Annotated in this window: 19 protein-coding genes; 9 read left to right on the top strand and 10 right to left on the bottom strand. The window is 72.6% G+C overall.

Going from position 1 to position 17924, the window contains the following annotated elements; translation table 11 throughout:
- Positions 1-13 precede the first annotated feature (13 nt).
- On the top strand, positions 14-1003 hold the full coding sequence (locus IE258_RS13315) for an MASE1 domain-containing protein (RefSeq protein ID WP_189743083.1): 990 nt from the start codon (positions 14-16) through the stop codon (positions 1001-1003).
- Between the two features lie 148 nt (positions 1004-1151).
- Here IE258_RS13315 and rhaS read toward each other — a convergent pair whose 3' ends face one another.
- From rhaS to IE258_RS13295, 4 genes are all read right to left on the bottom strand, one after another.
- Positions 1152-2231, bottom strand: a complete 1080-nt coding sequence (gene rhaS / locus IE258_RS13310) for a rhamnose ABC transporter substrate-binding protein (RefSeq protein WP_189743081.1) — start codon at positions 2229-2231, stop codon at positions 1152-1154.
- 165 nt (positions 2232-2396) lie between these two features.
- A complete protein-coding gene (locus IE258_RS13305) occupies positions 2397-3851 on the bottom strand; it encodes an MFS transporter (protein WP_189743079.1) in 1455 nt (484 codons plus the stop codon).
- Entirely contained in the window at positions 3844-4290 is a 447-nt protein-coding gene (locus tag IE258_RS13300; protein WP_189743077.1) for a MarR family winged helix-turn-helix transcriptional regulator, read from the bottom strand. The genes IE258_RS13305 and IE258_RS13300 overlap by 8 nt, the downstream gene beginning before the upstream one ends.
- Positions 4291-4382: 92 nt before the next feature.
- Entirely contained in the window at positions 4383-5291 is a 909-nt protein-coding gene (locus IE258_RS13295; protein WP_189743075.1) for an NmrA/HSCARG family protein, read from the bottom strand.
- Between the two features lie 103 nt (positions 5292-5394).
- On the opposite strand from IE258_RS13295, the gene IE258_RS13290 reads away from it, so the two are divergent.
- From IE258_RS13290 to IE258_RS13275, 4 genes are all read left to right on the top strand, one after another.
- A complete protein-coding gene (locus IE258_RS13290) occupies positions 5395-5958 on the top strand; it encodes a TetR/AcrR family transcriptional regulator (RefSeq protein WP_189743073.1) in 564 nt (187 codons plus the stop codon).
- Between the two features lie 142 nt (positions 5959-6100).
- On the top strand, positions 6101-6319 hold the full coding sequence (locus IE258_RS13285; RefSeq protein ID WP_229892094.1) for a hypothetical protein: 219 nt from the start codon (positions 6101-6103) through the stop codon (positions 6317-6319).
- Positions 6313-7611, top strand: a complete 1299-nt coding sequence (locus IE258_RS13280; protein ID WP_189743070.1) for a DUF8814 domain-containing protein — start codon at positions 6313-6315, stop codon at positions 7609-7611. Before IE258_RS13285 ends, IE258_RS13280 begins: the two co-directional genes overlap by 7 nt.
- 88 nt (positions 7612-7699) lie before the next feature.
- The gene (locus IE258_RS13275; RefSeq protein ID WP_189743068.1) at positions 7700-8107 is read left to right on the top strand and encodes a ribosomal maturation YjgA family protein; all 408 of its coding nucleotides are present in this window, start codon (positions 7700-7702) and stop codon (positions 8105-8107) included.
- On the opposite strand, the gene IE258_RS13270 is transcribed toward IE258_RS13275, so the two are convergent.
- From IE258_RS13270 to IE258_RS13260, 3 genes are read right to left on the bottom strand one after another with little or no spacing between them, the layout of a single operon-like run.
- Complete coding sequence (locus tag IE258_RS13270) at positions 8094-8951, bottom strand: 5-oxoprolinase subunit C family protein (protein WP_189743066.1); 858 nt, start codon at positions 8949-8951, stop codon at positions 8094-8096. The two genes, IE258_RS13275 and IE258_RS13270, sit on opposite strands and share 14 nt — an antisense overlap.
- Positions 8948-9733, bottom strand: a complete 786-nt coding sequence (locus tag IE258_RS13265; protein ID WP_229892091.1) for a 5-oxoprolinase subunit B family protein — start codon at positions 9731-9733, stop codon at positions 8948-8950. The genes IE258_RS13270 and IE258_RS13265 overlap by 4 nt, the downstream gene beginning before the upstream one ends.
- Entirely contained in the window at positions 9730-10482 is a 753-nt protein-coding gene (locus IE258_RS13260) for a LamB/YcsF family protein (protein WP_159323644.1), read from the bottom strand. The genes IE258_RS13265 and IE258_RS13260 overlap by 4 nt, the downstream gene beginning before the upstream one ends.
- Before the next feature lie 216 nt (positions 10483-10698).
- Here IE258_RS13260 and IE258_RS13255 point away from each other — a divergent pair, with 216 nt between their 5' ends.
- The 4 genes from IE258_RS13255 to IE258_RS13240 are packed head-to-tail and all read left to right on the top strand — an operon-like array spanning position 10699 to position 14125.
- Complete coding sequence (locus IE258_RS13255; protein WP_159323643.1) at positions 10699-11418, top strand: DUF969 domain-containing protein; 720 nt, start codon at positions 10699-10701, stop codon at positions 11416-11418.
- Positions 11415-12389, top strand: coding sequence for a DUF979 domain-containing protein (locus IE258_RS13250; RefSeq protein ID WP_127892077.1), 975 nt, complete (start codon positions 11415-11417; stop codon positions 12387-12389). The genes IE258_RS13255 and IE258_RS13250 overlap by 4 nt, the downstream gene beginning before the upstream one ends.
- Positions 12390-12449: 60 nt before the next feature.
- Complete coding sequence (gene pcp, locus IE258_RS13245; RefSeq protein ID WP_189743063.1) at positions 12450-13100, top strand: pyroglutamyl-peptidase I; 651 nt, start codon at positions 12450-12452, stop codon at positions 13098-13100.
- Entirely contained in the window at positions 13100-14125 is a 1026-nt protein-coding gene (locus IE258_RS13240) for a DUF2891 domain-containing protein (protein ID WP_189743061.1), read from the top strand. The genes pcp and IE258_RS13240 overlap by 1 nt, the downstream gene beginning before the upstream one ends.
- A gap of 36 nt (positions 14126-14161) precedes the next feature.
- Here IE258_RS13240 and IE258_RS13235 read toward each other — a convergent pair whose 3' ends face one another.
- From IE258_RS13235 to malX, 3 genes are all read right to left on the bottom strand, one after another.
- A complete protein-coding gene (locus IE258_RS13235) occupies positions 14162-14953 on the bottom strand; it encodes an alpha/beta fold hydrolase (protein ID WP_189743059.1) in 792 nt (263 codons plus the stop codon).
- Between the two features lie 94 nt (positions 14954-15047).
- Complete coding sequence (locus IE258_RS13230) at positions 15048-16259, bottom strand: MalY/PatB family protein (protein WP_189743057.1); 1212 nt, start codon at positions 16257-16259, stop codon at positions 15048-15050.
- Positions 16256-17911: a maltose/glucose-specific PTS transporter subunit IIBC gene (gene malX, locus IE258_RS13225; protein WP_189743056.1), complete on the bottom strand. Its 1656-nt coding sequence runs from the start codon at positions 17909-17911 to the stop codon at positions 16256-16258. Before malX ends, IE258_RS13230 begins: the two co-directional genes overlap by 4 nt.
- Positions 17912-17924: the final 13 nt, after the last annotated feature.

Below are 17924 nucleotides of genomic sequence, written 5' to 3'. Positions count from 1 at the left end.
GCACCGGTGTCTGATGGCTGCTGTGGTGGGTATCCGTGCATGGCCGCGACCGGTCGTCCTCGCCTGTGCGACGCTGCTGGTCGCCGGCTGCTACTACGCGGCGGGGCGGCTGGGGCTGTCGCAGCAGCTGACCGCCGACGGGTCCGTCGTGACACCCATCTGGCCGCCCACCGGCCTCGCGGTGGCCTGCCTGCTCCTGTTCGGGCCGTGGTGCGTACCCGGCATCGCCCTCGGCGCGCTGCTGGCCATCCTCTCCCTGGGAGCGCCCGGAGCGGAGGCCGTGGGAATCATGGCCGGCAACACGGCCGCTCCCGTCTGCGCCTGGCTGATGCTGCGCGCGGTGGGGTTCCGCGTGAGCCTGAGCCGGCTGCGCGACGGACTGGCGCTGGTCTTCCTGGGAGCGCTGGCCGCCATGCTGATCAGCTCGGGAACGGGCGTCGGCATGCTCGTGCTCTCGGGCAAACTCCCCACCGACCATCTCGAGCTCATCTGGCTGGCCTGGTGGGTCGGCGACGCCATGGGCGTCGTCCTCGTCACCCCGCTGCTGCTCCTGCTGTACCGGGCTCGCCTGCCGCCCCCGTCCGCGCGCTGGACCGAGGCCGTCGGGCTCACCGTCGTCGTCTGCGTCCTGGTGCCGCTGATCATGTACAGCTCGGTCAGCGTGCTGTTCCTGGCCTATCCGATCCTGATCTGGTCGGTGCTGCGCTTCCAGCTCGCGGGCGGCATCCCGTGCGCCCTGTTCGTGTCGGTGACGGCCACCGTGGTGGCCCGGCACGAGGCCGGTTCCTTCGGGAAGCTGACCGACATCGAGACGATGATGAAACTCCAGGCGTTCAACGGGACCCTCGGACTGACCGCGCTGCTGCTCTCCGCAGTGATCAGTGAGCAGCTCAACACCAGACGGTCGGTGGAACGCGCCTGCCACGAGCTGGTCGAGGCGCTGCAGCACCTGAACGCCGGCGGCTCCGGCACCCAGGGGCAGCCCGGAGGGGACGGCCGGTGAACGCGGGGCCGGACGGGCGACGTACGCCGTCGCCCGTCGTCTGTCGTCCGTCTGCCGTCGTCTGTCTGCCGTCGTCTGTCTGCCATCGACCGTCGTCCGTCGGCCGGCGCGGCCCCGTACGTCACCTGTCCGGGGCCGCGCGCGGACGTCAGAAGTCGTAGTCGTCGATGTTGTCGGCGTCGAAGACCGTCGGGTCGCCGAGCGTGATGACCCCGTTCCTGCTGAGCTGGAACCAGCCCATGTCTCCGGCCAGGAACATCTGCCCCTCCCGGCCGGTGATCTGCCCGGAGGCGAGGGCCACCGCGGCGTGACCGGCCAGCTCGCCGAGCTCGGCCGGGTCCCACAGCAGGAACGCCTCCACCGTGCCGTCCTTGATGTAGGGCCGCATGTCGTTGGGGGCACCGAGCCCGGTGAGCTTCACCTCGCCCTTGTACGGCGACTGCGACAGGTACTTCGCGGCCGCCTTGATCCCGTTGGTGGTGGGGGAGATGATCCCCTTCAGCTTCCCGTGCTCCTGGAGCAGTTCCTCGGCCTTCCGGTACGACTTCTCGGCCTCGTCGTCGCCGTAGACGACGTCCACCAGGCGCATCTCCTTGTACCGCGGATCCTCCAGCTCCTTCTTGATGCTGCTGATCCAGGCGTTCTGGTTGGTCGCCGTCTGCGCGGCGGACAGGATCGCGATGTCGCCCCGGTAGCCGATCTGCCCGCCGAGCAGCTCCAGCTGCCGTACGGCGATGTCCTCGGCGCTCGCGGGGGAGACGAAGGCGTAGCGGCACTCCGGCTTCGTGTCGGAGTCGTACGTGACGACCTTGACGCCCTTGGCCATGGCCTGCTTGAGGGAGTCGCACAGCGCGTCGGGGTCCAGTGCCGAGACGGCGATCGCGTCGGCCTTCTGCTCGACGAGGTCGTTGATGTGGGACACCTGCTCGGAGGCGTCGGAGCCCTGGTCCGTGCCCACCTCCTTGAAGGTCGAGCCCAGCGACTCGACCGCGCGCTCCCCGCCCCGGTCGGCGACCGAGAAGTACGGCGTGTTGACCTGCTTGGGAAGGAAGCCGACGGTCAGGCCGGTCTTGGTGGGGGCGTTGGGGGACGCCTCGGCGTTCTTGGCGTTCGTCGCCGTGTCGCCGTCCGCCGAACCGTCGCCGTCACCGCACGCGGCGGTCAGGAGACTGAGCGAGGACACGGCGGCGACGAGGACGGAGGCACGGCGTGCGGGGGTTCTGTGCATGTGCTTCTTTCGCGTGGGGCCGCCCGAGCGTGGGGGGCAAGGGCGCTGAAAGGATTCAACAGAGCTTGACCGGGACGTTAGGCAGAAAGGCCGATGTGGTCAATGCCCTTGCGGGAAGCGGTTCTTGGGCCCGCGGCCCCTCGGGTCTGCCCCTGCGGGAGTTGCTCAGGCCGAGGCCCGCGTGCCCGCCCCCGCCGCTCGGCCGAGTGTGCGGTCGAAGAGGGTGAGCAGCAGGTAGAGCACGCCGGCACCGAGCATGACCCAGGCCAGCCGGTGCAGGCCGCCGGTGTCGGCGTGCTGCCCGAAGGAGGCCGCGGTTGCGGAGGAGGCGACCATCGAGCCGATGTAGGCGAAGGTGCGCAGCAGCCCGGCGGAGGAGGCGGTGCGCTCCGGGTCGGCCTGGAAGTAGACGGAGTTCTGCAGGGCGAGGTTGTTCAGTCCCTGTGGGACGCCGAAGATCAGGGCGACCAGCAGCAGCATCCACAGCGGGCTGTCCCCGCCCAGCATCAGGATCACCAGGCACGCGACGATCTGTCCGACCGCACCGAGCAGCAGTTTTCCCCGGACGCTCGTGCTGCGCCCCGAGACGATGGAGACCCCTATCGCCAGCAGGAACATGGGGATCTGCGCCAGGCCGGCGTGGAAGGGCGTCAGCCCGAAGCCCTCCTCGGTCCACTGGGTGAAGCCGTACAGGAAGGAGTACGCGACGACGTAGGCGACGAGCGCCCGCCCGTAGGTGGCCAGCAGGGGGGTGTTGCCGCCGAGCACCCGCAGGTCGATGAAGGGGGTGGCGGCCCGCAGTTCCCGTACCGCGAACGCCGCCCCCGCGGCGGCGGCCAGCGCGAGCAGGTACCAGTCGCGCAGGTGCAGGTTCATCAGGAACAGCAGCAGCGAGACGAGCATCGCGGCGAACAGCACCATGCCGGGCAGGTCGAGGCGGGCGGCCAGGCTCCCGCGCCGCGTGGTCCCGCCCGTGGGCCGCGTCGTGGGCTCCGCTCCGGGCTCCGCCTCGGGGGCGGCCTTGGGCAGCCGCAGCAGTCCCAGCAGCACGGCCGCGACGGCCAGTGGCACGTTCAGCGCGAAGGTGGTGCGCCAGCCGCCCACCGCGATCAGCAGGCCGCCCAGCAGCGGGCCGACGACGGCGATGGTCTGGTTGGCCACCGCCAGCGCGGTCAGCACCCCACCGGGGCTGTCCCGTCCGGTGCGCTCCGCCTCACTGCGCACCAGGGCCATCGCGGCGGGATAGCCGGCGCAGGTGCCGAACCCGAGCAGGACCCGCGCGCCGATCAGCACCCCCAGATCGGGAGCCAGCGCGCCCACCACGCCGGCGACGCCGACGAGGCCGGTACTGAGGAGGAAGAGCCGGCGCGGCCCGAAGACGTCGATGAGTCTGCCGACGACCGGCTGACCGAGCGACGTGGCCAGATAGAGCGCGGAGACGAGCCAGGCGGTCTGCGAGACCGGTGCGCCGAGCGCCCTGCCGATCGGGACGAGGGCGACCGCGATGATCGTCGAGTTGATCGGGTTGAGCACCGAACCGAGCAGCATCGGCGGCAGCAGTCTGCGGTCGAAGCCGGGCTTGTCCGTGCCGACCTCGGGGCCCGCCTTCGCGTCAGTCACTGTTCAGTCGCTCCAGTACGGCCATGGCCGCGATCACGGTGCGCCGTTCCTCCTCGGTGCACCTGTCCTGCAACCGCTCGGCGAGCCATTCCGTGCGCACCTGCCGCCCTTCCTCCACGCGGCGGACGCCCTCGGGGGTCAGCGTGAGCAGCAGGCGCCGTCCGTCGTCCGGGTCGGGGCGCCGCTCGACCAGCCCCATGGAGGCGAGTGCGGTGACCGTCGCCGTCATCGACTGGTGTCTGACCCCTTCGATCGCGGCGAGTTCGCTGGCCGTGACGCTCCCCTGGTCGGACAGCCGGGCCAGCACGGAGGACTGGCCGAGGGTGAGGTCCTCGACCTCGGATGCCTTGAGGATGCGTCGGCGTAGCCGGCTGATGACCGCGCGCACCTCTCGCGAGGCCTGGACCGCCGAGGCTGAAGGGCTCTCGTTCTCGCTCATGCCCTGAGGGTAATGTCCACAGGATGAGCTGTACAGCTTCGGCTGTACATGTGTTCCCGGTGTCGCCGGGTGTCGCCCGGGGGCTCGTCCCGTCAGGCCGATGCCGGCAGGTGGGTCCTCGCCCAGATCCTGAAGGGGGTGAGGGGGATGCCCAGGTCGCGGGCGAACCGGGGGAGAGCGGGCTGGGGGTGCTCGTTGAGGGACGCCTGTCCGAATCCCATGTCCGGCATCCCGGCGGCGACCGCCTCGTCCTCGGTCATGTCGGGCGGGGTCAGGGTCGTGCCCAGGTGCCCGGAGAGGATCTCGGCGATCTCCCTCATCGTCAGCAGGTCGCTCGCCAGCTCCAGTTCGACGCGGTCGAACCGCTCCGGCTCCGCCACCGCGGCCGCGGCGGTCGCGCCGATGTCGTCCACGGCGACCAGGGACAGCCGGGTCGAGGGCTTCAGGAGGCTCACCAGTCCTCCCCGGACGCCCCGCGGGAAGACGATGGCTTCCGACGGGAGCAGGTTCTCCATGAAGTAGCCCGGCTTGACGATCGTCCAGCGCTCGAACCCGGCCTCGCGCACCCGGTCCTGGATCCCGGCCTTCGCGGAGTAGTAGGGCTCCATCCATCCCCAGCGGTCCTTCACCCAGCTCGTGTGCTGTCCGGCGCCAGAGACGGAGGTGTGGACGAACTGGGGCACCCCGGCCTCCCGGGCGCCCTCGATCAGGTGGACGGCCTGGTCGACCTCCCCCTCGAAGCCGCGCCGGTCGAAGTCGGGCATCTGGACCGAGAAGACGGCGCGGGCCCCTGTGGCGGCGCGGACCACCGAGTCGCGGTCGTCCAGGTCCCCGGTGGCCAGTTCGGCACCGAGTCCCGCGACCGCCGCGGCCCGCTCGGTCGAGGGGTCGCGGACCAGGGCCCGGACCGGAACGCCGGACGCGAGCAGGGCGCGGGCGGTCGCGCCGCCCTGTCGGCCGGTCGCTCCGGTGACGAGGACGGGTGCGGAGGAAGTGGGCATGGGTGGGTCTCCCGGTTGAGGGCGATTAAGTGGCGAGGCCCGCCACTTAGCTGCCGGGTACGATACGGAGGCCCCCGCCGTTTAGCAATGCCGAGAGGACGTCATGCCCCACCACCAGCGCGCGGACGCACGGCGCAACTACGCCCGGATCCTGGCCGTCGCCGAGCGGGAGGTCGCCGCGCACGGCGCCGACGCCTCCCTGGAGCGGATCGCCCGGGTCGCGGGTGTCGGCTCGGCGACGGTCCGCCGGCACTTCCCCGGACGCGCCGCCCTGCTGGAGGCGGTGTTCCACGAGCGGATCGAGTCGCTGTGCGCCCGCGCGGACGCGTCGGTGGACGCGGTGGACGCCCGCGCCGCCCTCCTGGACTGGCTCGACGGGCTCACCGAGTACGCCGCGTCAGCGCGGGGCATGGCCGAGGCGCTGGCCCACGACCGGCTGGTCGAACCGGAGCGGGTGAGTGCCTGCGCGGTGAAGCTCGAGGAAGCGGTCGAACCGCTGTTGCGGCGGGCCGCCGAGAGCGGGGCGGTGGCGCCGGACGTCACCGCGGCCGACCTCCTCGCGCTGGTCACCGGCATCGCCCTGGCCACGGAACGCCACGCCGACCCCGCCGCCGAGGGCCGACGCCTGCTCGAACTCACCGTCCGGGGCATCAGCCCGGTGAGTTGAGTACGGCGGCAGTGTCCCGCCGGGACCCACGCGGAAGCGGGGTTGCCCCGGCCATCCTCCACTTTGGCCGTTTCCCCTGAGGGCGACGGAGGACCACTGGCTCACCGTTCCCCAGCCGGAGCACTGAACCCGGAGTACTGATGTGAGTGCCCGTCAGCAGTCGACGACCGACTCCGCTCGGGTGGCGAGCCCGCCCGGACCGGCCCCCGTCCGCGTGGCCCGGCGGGTCCACGGCGGTCTCGTCGAGTACGACGGCTACAGCAACGGTGCCTGGTCGTACCCGCCCGACCACGGTGGCCATGCCTCCCGCATCTTCATCGACGTCGACGACGCCCGGCTCCCAGGAGTGCCCACATGCTGACCTCTTTCCCCCGGCACCGCGGCTCGGCCCCGCGCCGCAGACCGCGTACCACCCGCGCCCTGACCGGCACGGTGTGCCTGCTCGCCCTCGCCGGTACGGCCCTCGGCGCCGCGCCCGCCCCGGCCGCCGACGCCGCCGTCCCGCCCGCTCCGGTGTCCTGGCGCGCGGACCTGTCCCGGACCGGTGCCGACGACGTCAACGTCCGGTACGACGCGGGCGCCCTGCGGGTACGGGACGGCTCCGTCAGTCCCGCCTCCCTCGGCCGGGACCGCGGCTACGCCTCCGCCGTCCTGGACCCGCACCACGTGGACCGGCCCGTGAACCGGGTCGCCGTGGACGTCGACGCGACGGTGCCCGACGAGGCGAGCGTCGAGGTCGAGGTGCGCGGCCGCGCGGCCGACGGCACCTGGACCGAGTGGCGGCGGGCGGCGGCCGGAGCCCCGGCCCAGCTGCCCCGGGACGTCGTCGACGTCCAGGCCCGGCTCACTTTGTGGAACGCCAAGGGCGAACCCACCGCGGCCGTACGGGCGGTGACCCTGACGGCAGACGACACGGGCACCGCCCCCGCCGACCCCGCACCGACGACCAGGGCCGCCGCCTTCTCCGCCCGCGTCTACGCCACCCGCGAGGGCCTCGTCGGGCACACCACCGCCAACGGTCACGTCATCCAGGCCAACGACCACTTCGTGGCGCTGCCCTCCCGCCGTGCCCTGTCGCCGAACGGCAGCGGCCAGTACTCGGTGCAGGTGTGCGGGCCCGCCCGCTGCGAGACGGCGCCGGTGTGGGACGTCGGCCCGTGGAACACGCACGACGACCACTGGAACCCCTCGTCGGTGCGCGAACAGTGGAAGGACCTTCCGCAAGGTCTTCCCGAGGCGCAGGCCGCCTACGAGGACGGCTACAACGGCGGACGCGACGAGTTCGGCCGGCAGGTCGCCAACCCGGCCGGCATCGACCTCGCCGACGGCACCTTCTACAACGTCGGCCTGAACGACAACGGCTGGGTGACCGTCACCTACCTGTGGACCGAGGGCGGCGGCGACACCACGTCCTTCCCGACCTGGGGCACCGACGTGAGCGTGCGGCAACAGGCGACGACCGCGTCCACGCGCGTGGCGAGCCTGCCCGGGCCCACGACCGTACGGGTGCGCTGCCAGGTCCACGGCCAGCTCGTGACCTACGACGGCTACAGCAACGACGCCTGGTCCTACCTGCCCGACTACGGCGGTTACGTCTCCAACATCTTCATCGACGTGGCCGACGCCTGGCTCCCGGGCGTCCCCACCTGCTGACCTCGGGCGGCGCGGGGTCGGCCCTACGTGCGTCGGCGGGCCCGCTCCACCGGCGCGTCGGCGCCGGGGCCGACCGCACAATGGACGCATGACTTCCTCCTCCACCGAGGTCGCCGGTCCGGCGACCCGGCGAATCCCGGCGCGCCGGCGCCTCGCGGCCGCGGTGGCCGCGGTGGTGATCGTCGGTGCCGGACTCGCGCTCAGGTCCGTGGCGGTGGGGGAGGTGGCCAAGTACGGCGGAGACGCGCTGTACACCCTGCTGCTGTTCGCCCTCGTCCTCGTGGCCGCGCCGCGGACGGCACCGGCGAAGGCCGCCGCGGTGGCCCTGGCGGTGAGCTGGGGCGTGGAGTTGCTCCAGCTCACCGACGTACCGGCGCACCTCGCCCGGCGGAGCACGGCGGCGCGTCTGGTCCTGGGGACCACCTTCAACGCACCGGACCTGTTCTGGTACGCGGTCGGTGCGGCCGTCGGCTGGGCGGTCGTCAGGCGGGCGTGAAGCGCACCGGCGTTCCGGCGGCGGCCTGGGCCGCCGCCGCCAGGGCCGGTTCCGGGACGACCGCGACGACCGGGTAGCCGCCCGTCGTCGGGTGGTCGTGCAGGAAGAGCACCGGACGTCCGTCCGGCGGTACCTGCACGGCGCCCAGGACCATGCCCTCGCTCGGCAGTTCGCCCGCCGCCGCGCGTTCCAGCGGCGGTCCCTCGGTGCGCAGGCCGATGCGGTTGCTGTGCGGGGACACACGGTAGGCGGCCGAGGTGAACGTGCGCAGCGCGGCCGCGGTGAACCAGTCGGCGCGGGGGCCCGGCCGTACCGGCAGGACCAGTTCGGCGGGCGGTCCGGCCCAGGGTGCGGCGACCGGCGCCGGCACCGGCCCCGCGGGGGTGCCGACCGCGACGACGTCCCCGTCGCGCAGGGGCGCCGGGCCCAGGCCCGACAGCAGGTCCGTCGAGCGGCTGCCCAGGACGGGTTCGGCGGCGACGCCGCCCGCGACGGCCACGTACGAGCGGACGCCCGCGGTGGCCGCCCCCACGTCCAGGACCGAGCCCGCCGGCACCCGCACCGGGGCGCCCCAGGCGGCCGGTCTGCCGTCGACCGTCACCGGGCAGGGCGCACCGCCGACCACGACGGTGACGTCCTGGTCCGGCCGCAGGGCGCAGCCGGTGAGCGTCGTCTCCAGGACGGCGGCGTCCGAAGCGTTGCCGAGGAGGCGGTTGGCCAGTCGCATCGCGGGTGCGTCCAGCGCGCCGGAGCGGGGCACGCCCAGGTGGGCGTGGCCGGGCCGGCCCGCGTCCTGCACGGTGGTGAGTGCCCCGGAGCGCACGGCCGTGAGCTTGGTAGTCATGCCCCGGCCTCCGGCCCGGCCCCGGCGGCCGCGGTGCCGCCGGTCGTCGTGTTGGCCCCGGTCGTCGTGTCCGCCACGGCCGCCGCGCCGCCTGTCGTCGTCCCCGCTGCCGTCGCGTCGCCCGCTGTGACAAACCGCACCCGGGTCCCCGGTGTGAGGAGCGCCGCCCGCTCCCGCGCCGGGTCCCACAGCGGTCGCGGGTCGGGCATCGTGCCGATCAGCTGCCAGCCGCCCGGGGTGGCGCGGGGGTAGACCGCGCTGTAGGGGCCGGCGAGGGCCACCGCACCGGCCGGGACCCGGGTCCTGGGCGTGGACCGGCGGGGGACGTGCAGGTGAGGGGGGAGTCCGGTGAGGTAGCCGAACCCGGGCGCGAACCCGCAGAACGCCACCCGGTAGGTGTGCGACCCGTGCAGGGCGCCGACCTCCCCGGGCCCGACCCCCCACAGGGCCGCCACGTCCGCCAGGTCCGGGCCGTCGTAGCGCACCGGGATCTCCACCACGTCCCCGGTGTCGTCCGTGACCGGCGGCACCTCCCAGCCGGCGATCCGGCGGGCCAGCGCCTCCGGGTCCGGCACCCCGTCCAGCAGCACGGTCCGGGCCCCCGGCACGATCTCCTCGACCGGAGGGAGGGCCCCGGCAGCGCGCCGGCGCAGCACCTCGGCGTGGAAGGCGGCGGTGCGCTCGGCGTCGGGCAACTCGACGAGCAGGGCGTGGCGACCGGCGGGGCGAGCCGTGAGCGCCCCGGTGCGCCCGCCGGTGTGCGCCGTGCCGTGGGCCGTCATGCGAACGCCCCGATCCCGACCCCGGACCCCTCCAGCGCCTCGCGCACCCGGGCTGCGATCCGGGCGGCGTTCGGGGTGTCGCCGTGCACGCACAGGGAGCGGGCGGCCACCGCGACCGTCGTGCCGTCCACGGCCTCGACGGAGCCCTCCACGGCGAACGCGACCGCACGGCGTACCACCGCGTCCTCGTCCGTCACCACCGAGCCCGCCTCGCGGCGGGGGACCAGGGTGCCCCGCGCGGTGTAGGCCCGGTCCGCGAAGGCCTCCGGGACGCCGGTGAGCCCCGCGTCCGCGGCGGCGGCCAGCAGCAGCGAGCCGGGGAGCCCGAGCACGGGCAGCGCACCGCCCGCCAGCCGTACCCCGGCGACGACGGCACGGGCCTGCTCGGCGTCGTGGACGGTGCGGTTGTAGAGCGCGCCGTGCGGCTTCACATAGGCCACTCGCGCCCCGGCGGCCTCGGCGAAGACCCGGAGCGCGCCGATCTGGTACGCCACCTCCGCCGCCAGTTCCTCGGCGGGCACGTCCATGGCACGCCGGCCGAAGCCCGCCAGGTCGCGGTAGGACACCTGCGCCCCGATCCGCACCCCGCGCTCGGCGGCGAGGTCGCAGACGCGGCGCATCACCGACGGGTCGCCCGCGTGGAAGCCGCAGGCGACGTTGGCGCTGGTGACGACGGAGAGCAGGGCGTCGTCGTCGGTGAGGGTCCAGCGGCCGAAGCCTTCACCGAGATCTGCGTTGAGGTCGATCACACCTTGAAAGTAGACGATCGTTGAACGATCCGACAAGGGACGTCCGCGTGTCCGCTTCCGGGGGCGAGAGAATTCACCCCTTGTTAGATCGTTCAACGATCGCTAGTGTCCGTGCATCTGCCACGCATCTGGAGCTATGGTCCCCGGGACCGATGAGTCACGTTCCGAAGCTCCGGATCCGTGCCCTGCCCCCTCATGCCTGAAGAAGGCCACCGAATGATCGTTCTCCTCGGTGTGGTCGTGGTGATCCTCGGATTCGTCACGCGCCGCAACCCCGTCCTCGTGGTGGGCGTCGCCGGTATCGTCACCGGACTGCTCGGCAAGATGAACCCGCTGGAGGTCCTCGCGGCCTTCGGCCGGTCCTTCGCCGACAGCCGCTCGGTCACCGTCTACGCCATCGTGCTCCCCGTGATCGGGCTGCTCGAGCGCTACGGCCTGCGCGAGCAGGCCCGCAATCTCATCGGCCGCCTGGGCAAGCTCAGCGCCGGCCGGTTCCTCACCGTCTACCTGCTGGTCCGGCAGGTCACCGCGGCCTTCGGCCTGAACAGCATCGGCGGCCCGGCACAGACGGTGCGGCCCCTGGTGGCCCCGATGGCCGAGGCCGCCGCCGAACGCTCCACCGGGGCCAAGCTGCCCGACAGGCTGCGCGAGAAGGTGCGCTCGTACTCGGCCTCGGCCGACACCGTGGGCGTCTTCTTCGGCGAGGACTGCTTCATCGCGATCGGCTCGATCCTGCTGATCACCGGCTTCGTGAACTCGACCTACCACCAGGACATCGAGCCGACCCAGCTCGCCCTGTGGGCGATCCCGCTCGCCGTCTGCGCCTTCCTCATCCACGGTGCCCGGCTGCTGCTCATGGACAAGCAGCTCGAACGCGAGATGGCGCAGGCCGCCGCCGAGCACGACCTGCCGCTTCCCGAGGGGGCCGACAAGTGATCAAGGTCGAATGGCTGTACTGGCTGATAGGCCTCGTCTTCGTCGTGATGGCCGTGCAGATGGCCACCGACCGCAGCAACCCCAAGCGGTGGACGTCCGCCGCCTTCTGGGGCCTGCTCGGACTCACCTTCCCCTACGGCACCGGCGTGGCCAACGCCACCGCCGGCAACGGCGGCTGGACCCTGCCCGCCGAACCGCTCGGCGTCGCCGTCCTCGCCCTGATCGTGCTGGCCGGCTTCAACTTCCTCGGCAAGGGCGTCCCGGTCACCACCACAGGCGAACAGCGCGAGGCCGCGGCCGCCCGGCTCGGCAACAAGATCTTCATTCCCGCGCTGACCATCCCGCTGGTCGCCATCGTCTGCGCCTCCGTGCTCGACGAGTCCGGACTCTTCGAGTCGGGCAAGGCCACCCTCCTCGGGCTCGGCCTCGGCTGCATCGCCGCACTCGTCGTCGGCATGCTCGTCACCGGCGAGAAGAAGGTCTCCGTCCCGATCCACTCCGGCCGCTCCATGCTGGAGGCGATGGGCTCCGCCCTGCTGCTGCCCCAGCTCCTCGCCGTGCTCGGCTCGATCTTCGCCGCCGCCGGGGTGGGCGACCAGGTCGGCGACATCATGAACAAGGTCCTCCCCGACGACTCCAAGTACCTGGCCGTGCTCGCCTACTGCGTCGGCATGTTCCTGTTCACCGTCATCATGGGCAACGCCTTCGCGGCCTTCCCGGTGATGACCGCGGCGATCGGCTGGCCCGTACTCATCCAGCAGATGCACGGCAACGAGCCCGCCGTCCTCGCGATCGGCATGCTGGCCGGTTTCGCCGGCACCCTGTGCACACCGATGGCCGCGAACTTCAACATCGTCCCGGCCACCCTGCTCGAACTGAAGGACCAGTACGGGCCGATCAAGGCTCAGCTGCCGACGGGCATCGCCCTGCTCGGCTGCTGCACCGTGATCATGGCGCTCTTCGCCTTCTGACGCACGCTGCCCGGTACCCGCCCCCTGATCCCCGCCCGACCCGCACGGCAAGGAACGCCCATGACCCGTGTCCTCATCACCGGCTTCGCCCCCTTCGGCGGAGAGCGCGTGAACCCGTCCTGGCAGGCGGCCTCCCTGGTGGCCGCCGAGCCGCCCGCCGGGCTCACGGTCACCGCGGCCGAACTGCCCTGCGTCTTCGGCAAGGCCCTCGACGCCCTGCGCGACGCCGTCCGGGCCGAGAACCCCGACCTGGTGCTCTGCCTGGGGCAGGCGGGCGGACGCCCGGGCGTCACCGTGGAGCGGGTCGGCATCAACGTCGACGACGCGCGCATCCCCGACAACGCAGGCCGACAACCCATCGACGAACCGGTGGTCCCGGACGGCCCCGCCGCCTACTTCTCCACCCTCCCCGTCAAGGCGTGCGTCGCCGCGATGCGCGAGGCCGGGGTCCCGGCCGCCGTCTCCAACACGGCCGGCACCTTCGTCTGCAACCACGTGGCCTACGGCCTCGGCCACCTCATCGCCACCGAGTTCCCGCACATACGCGGCGGCTTCGCGCACGTGCCCTGGGCGCCGGAGCAGGTGCCCGACGGCACCGCGCCCGCCCTCCCGCCCGCCACCGTCGCCCACGGCCTGCGCGCCCTGCTGGCCACCGCCGCCCGCACCCCCGCCGAGCAGGACCTCAAGGTCACCGAAGGAGCCACCCACTGATGCCGCTCAGCGCCCACGCGGCCCCCTTCGCCCAGCTCGCCCTGGCGAACATCACCCGCGAGTACCCCAACTTCCCCGCCCACCTGATCACTTCCGCCGACGAGCACCTCGCACCGCGCTCCCTGCACCCCGCCTTCTACGGCGCCTACGACTGGCACTCCTCGGTGCACATGCACTGGCTGCTCGTCCGCCTGCTGCGCCGCCACGGCGGCACCCCCGCCCTGCCGGACGCCGCGGCCGCCGTCGCCGTGCTCGACGGGCACCTCACCCCCGACAACCTCGCCACCGAGGCCGCCTACCTGCGCGACCGCCCGTCCTTCGAGCGCCCCTACGGCTGGGCGTGGCTGCTCGCACTCGCCGCCGAGTGCCGGGCGCACGGTGGCCCGGAGGGCGAGCGCTGGGCCGGGGCACTGCGGCCGGCGGTGGACGCCGTCGACGGGCTGCTGGCCGACTGGCTGCCCAAGGCCACCTATCCCGTGCGCCACGGCAACCACCCCAACAGCGCCTTCGCGCTGGGCCTCGCACTCGACTCGGGGGAACTGTCGGCCGGGACCGAGCGAGCCGTGCGGGAACGCCTGCTGAGCTGGTTCGCCGACGACCACGACGCACCCGCCCACTGGGAGCCGTCCGGGCAGGACTTCCTGTCCCCGGCGCTCACCGAGGCCGACGCGATGCGCAGGGTCCTCGCACCGGAGCGGCTGGCGCGGTGGCTCGACCGCTTCCTGCCCGGCCTCGCGGCCGGTGCCCCCTGCGCCCTGCTGGAGGTGCCGGTCGTCTCCGACCACGCCGACCCGCAGATCGGCCACCTGCTCGGCCTGACGCTCAGCAGGGCAGCCGCGCTGCGCTCGCTCGCCGACGCCCTGCCCGAGGGCCCGGTCCGCACCCGCCTGGGAGAGGCGGCCGGGGCGCACCTCACGGCGGGTCTGCCGGCGGTCGAGCGCGGCGACTTCACCACCGACCACTGGCTGGCGACCTTCGCGGCCCTGGCGCTGGATCCGTTGGCTCCGGTGGCCGCGCGCCGCTGACGCTGGATCCGTTGGCCCCGCGCCCCCGACGCCGCGTCACCCGCTGCGCGGGTGCGCCCGCCTGACCGGCAGCATCGTCTCGACCTCGCCCTGGGTGAGGTGGTCCCGGATCAGCCCGTTGACCAGGGCCGCCTTCTCCAGCGGCACCAGATGGGAGGCGCCGGGCACGACGGCGAGTTGGGCACCGGGGACGGCGCGGTACAGGGCGGTCGTGTGCTCCAGCGTCATCAGGTCGTCGTCGCCGGACATCACGAGGGTGGGCGCCTGGACGCGGGCCAGCTCGTTCGTGCTGAGCGTCGGCTGGGTGCGCCACATGTCGAGCACCTTCGCCGCCGCCACCGGCCAGTGGTCCGCGCCGTCCGGCGAGACGGCCTCGTACAGCTCGCGGAAGAACGCCAGGTCCGGTCCCTCGGGCGTCATCGCGTCGAGCATGCCGGGATCGACGAAGCACTCGGTCGCGGGCCGGAAGTTGGCCCCGATCACCACGATCCCGCGTACCAGGTCGGGCCGGGCGACGGCGACGAGCAGCGCGACGACCCCGCCGTCGCTCCAGCCGACCAGGTGTGCGGGGCCGCCCACGACGGTCTCGACGAACGCCACGGTGTCCTCGGCCATGTCCCGGTAGGTGAGCGGACCCGCCACGTCCGGGGTGTGGCCGTGCGCGCGCCGCTCGGGCAGGAAGACGCGGTACCCGGCGGCGAGATCGGGGCGCTGCGCTCCCCAGGTGTCGTTGGTGCACAGACCGCCGTGCAGCAGGACCAGCGGCTCGCCGGTCCCCTCGGTCTCGTACCAGGTCCTGACCCCGCGAAGGTCCGCGTACTCGCCCATCGTCCAGGCCCTCTCCGGCCGCGGTCGCTCACGGCCAGTCTCCGCCGGGCCCGGCGCGCCTGCAACACGGGGGAGGGGCGTCAGCCCGCGGTACTCATGACCCCTCCGTGCCGCCGAGCCGTCGCAGCGACCGGACCAGCGCCTCGACACCCGACCGCGCCTTGGAGCGGGGACAGCCGACGTTGAGCCGGACCCGTCCCGGGGAACCGTAGGCGGCGCCCGGCATGACGGCCACCTTCTCGGTCTCCACCAGCTCCCGTTGCAGCTCCTGGTCGTCGACGCCCAGCGGCCGCAGGTCGATCCAGGCCAGGTAACCCGCCTGCGGGGGCTGCCAGCCGAGCCGCGGGAACGCCTCGTGGAGACGATCGGCGACCATCGCGAGGTTGCCCGCCAGATACCCGCGCAGCGCGTCCAGCCAGGGCGCCCCCTCGCGGTAGGCGGCGATGTGACCGACCAGCGACAGCACCGCGGGGGAGGAGAGCCCGTCCGCGTCCTTGAGATGGCGCAGGTAGGCGTCGCGCGATGCGGGGTCGCCAATGATGCCGTAACTGCCTGTGAGCGCGGGGATGTTGAAGGACTTGGACGCCGAAGTGACCACGGCCCAGCGGCCGTCGCGGCCGTGCCTGACCCACGGGCGGTGGACGTTCGGGGCGTACGCCAGGTCGGAGTGGATCTCGTCGCTGACGACCGCGACGCCGTGCCGTGCGCACAGCCGGGCCATCCGGTCCAGTTCACCGGCCGACCACACCCTGCCCGTCGGGTTGTGCGGCGAGCACAGCAGCAGCACGGCCGTGTCGGGCAGCGCCAACAGCCGCTCCAGTTCCGCCCAGTCGTCCAGGGGGCATTCCAGGAGCCGTCGGCCGCCCGCCGACACGGTCTTGGGGAACGCGTCGTACATCGGGGTGTGGGCGACCACCCCGTCGCCCGGCCGCGACCACAGGTGCAGCAACCGGGAGACCTGGTAGACGACGGACGGCGCGTAGACGATCGACCCCGGATCCACGTCCGTGTCGTGCCGCGACGCGTACCAGTGGACGATCGCGGACAGGAAGTCGTCCTGGCGCCAGCGCGAGTAGCCGAGCACCCCGTGGTCCAGACGCCCGCGCAGCGCCGCCAGCACCTCGGGAGCGGTCTCGAAGTCCATGTCGGAGATGGTGAACGGCAGCAGGTCCGGCACGCCGAAACGGTCCTGGACGTAGTCCCACTGCGTGCACCAGGTGCCGCGCCGGTCCACCGGTGTGTCGAAGTCGTACGGCGCGGACGCGGGCCCGGGAATCGGGGCAGCCGGGGACGAGTGCGGGGTCACGGTCGGCCCACCGGGAGCATCGTCGCGATGGCGTCCTTCACGGACTGGACCTGCGGGCCGATGATGACCTGCACGTTGTGCCCGTCGAGCTTGATGACGCCCACGGCCCCCAGCTTCTTCAGCCGTGCCTCGTCGACCCGTTCGGCGTCCGCCACCGTCATGCGCAGACGCGTGATGCAGTTGTCCAGGGACTGGATGTTGCCCGCGCCGCCGATCGCGTCGAGCATGGCGACGGCGTCGTACTTCCCCGCGACCAGCTCGCGCACCTGCTCCGGCGCCTGCCCGCCCTCGACCTCGTCCCGTTCCCCGTCGTGCGCCTCGTCGTGCCCCTCGCTGTGCGCCGCGTCGTGCCCGTCGTCGGCCGGCGGGTCCTCCCGGCCGGGCGTCTTGAGGTCGAAGCGCGTGATGGCCCAGCGGAACAGGAAGTAGTACGCGGCGAACCACACCGCCGCGATCACCGGCACCAGATACCACTTGGTCGTCGAGCCCTGGAGCACACCGAAGACCAGCCAGTCGATGACGTTGCCGTCGGTGTTGCCGATGAAGACGCCGAGCACGGCCGCCGTGAGGAAGCCCAGTCCCACCAGGACCGCGTGGATGAGGTACAGCCACGGGGCGACGAAGAGGAACAGGAACTCCAGCGGCTCCGTGATGCCGCCGACCACGCAGGCCACCACGCCGGACACGAGCAGCGCCTTGATCTCCGGACGCATCCGGCGCCTGGCGCAGTGGTACATCGCGAGTGCGGCGCCCGGCAGACCGCCCAGGTAGGCCGCCATCTTGCCCTGGGAGAGGAAGTGCGTGGCGTCGGTGACGGCCGAGTTGGGTGCCGCCGAGCAGTCCAGCTGGGCGTAGAACAGGTTCAGCGCACCGGAGACGTGGTCGCCGCACACGGTGCCCGAGCCGCCGACGTCCGTGAAGCGGAACATGGCGACGAGGATGTGGTGCAGGCCGATCGGGCGCAGCAACACCTCGCCCATGCCGAAGAAGAACGGTCCGAAGACGCCCGTGTGCCCGATGCCCCGGCCCACCGCGTTGATCCAGCCGTTGAAGGTGGGCCACACCAGCGGGATGAGCAGGCCGAGCACGCTCAGGACCAGGGCGGAGACGATCGGGACGAAGCGCAGCCCGCCGAAGAAGGCGAGCGCGTCGGGCATCCGCTGGGTGCGGAAGCGCCGGTGGAGCAGGCTGACAACGATGCCAACGGCCACGGCGCCGAGCAGTCCCGTGTCGATCGACTGCACACCCAGCACGTCGGCTATGCCGTAGTGCTCGATCGCCTTCTCGTCCTCGAAGTCGACGCCCTTGGCGGTGAGGTAGAAGTTCACCGCGAGGTTCATGGCGACGTAGCCGACGAAGCCGGAGAACGCGGCCACGCCCTTGTCCTCCCGGGCCAGACCGAGCGGAATGGCCATCGCGAAGAGGACGGGCAGGAACGTGAAGGCGACCAGACCGGTGTTGGCCATCCAGGTGAAGACGACGTGGAAGCCCTCGCCCTTCAGGAAGGCAACGTTGTCAGTGACCGCCTCGCTGGACAGCGAGGACCCGATGCCCAGCATGATGCCGCAGAACGCGAGCAGGGCCACCGGGAGCATGAACGTCTTGCCGAGCCCCTGGAGGAATTCCCAGAGTGCGGCCTTGGTCTTCTGCATGTGTACGGAACTT

It is taken from the genome of Streptomyces tendae (assembly GCF_014650435.1).
Taxonomy (GTDB): domain Bacteria; phylum Actinomycetota; class Actinomycetes; order Streptomycetales; family Streptomycetaceae; genus Streptomyces; species Streptomyces tendae.
The sequence above is the reverse complement of the archived record's forward strand: the minus strand, read 5'-3'. Positions and strand labels throughout refer to the sequence as shown.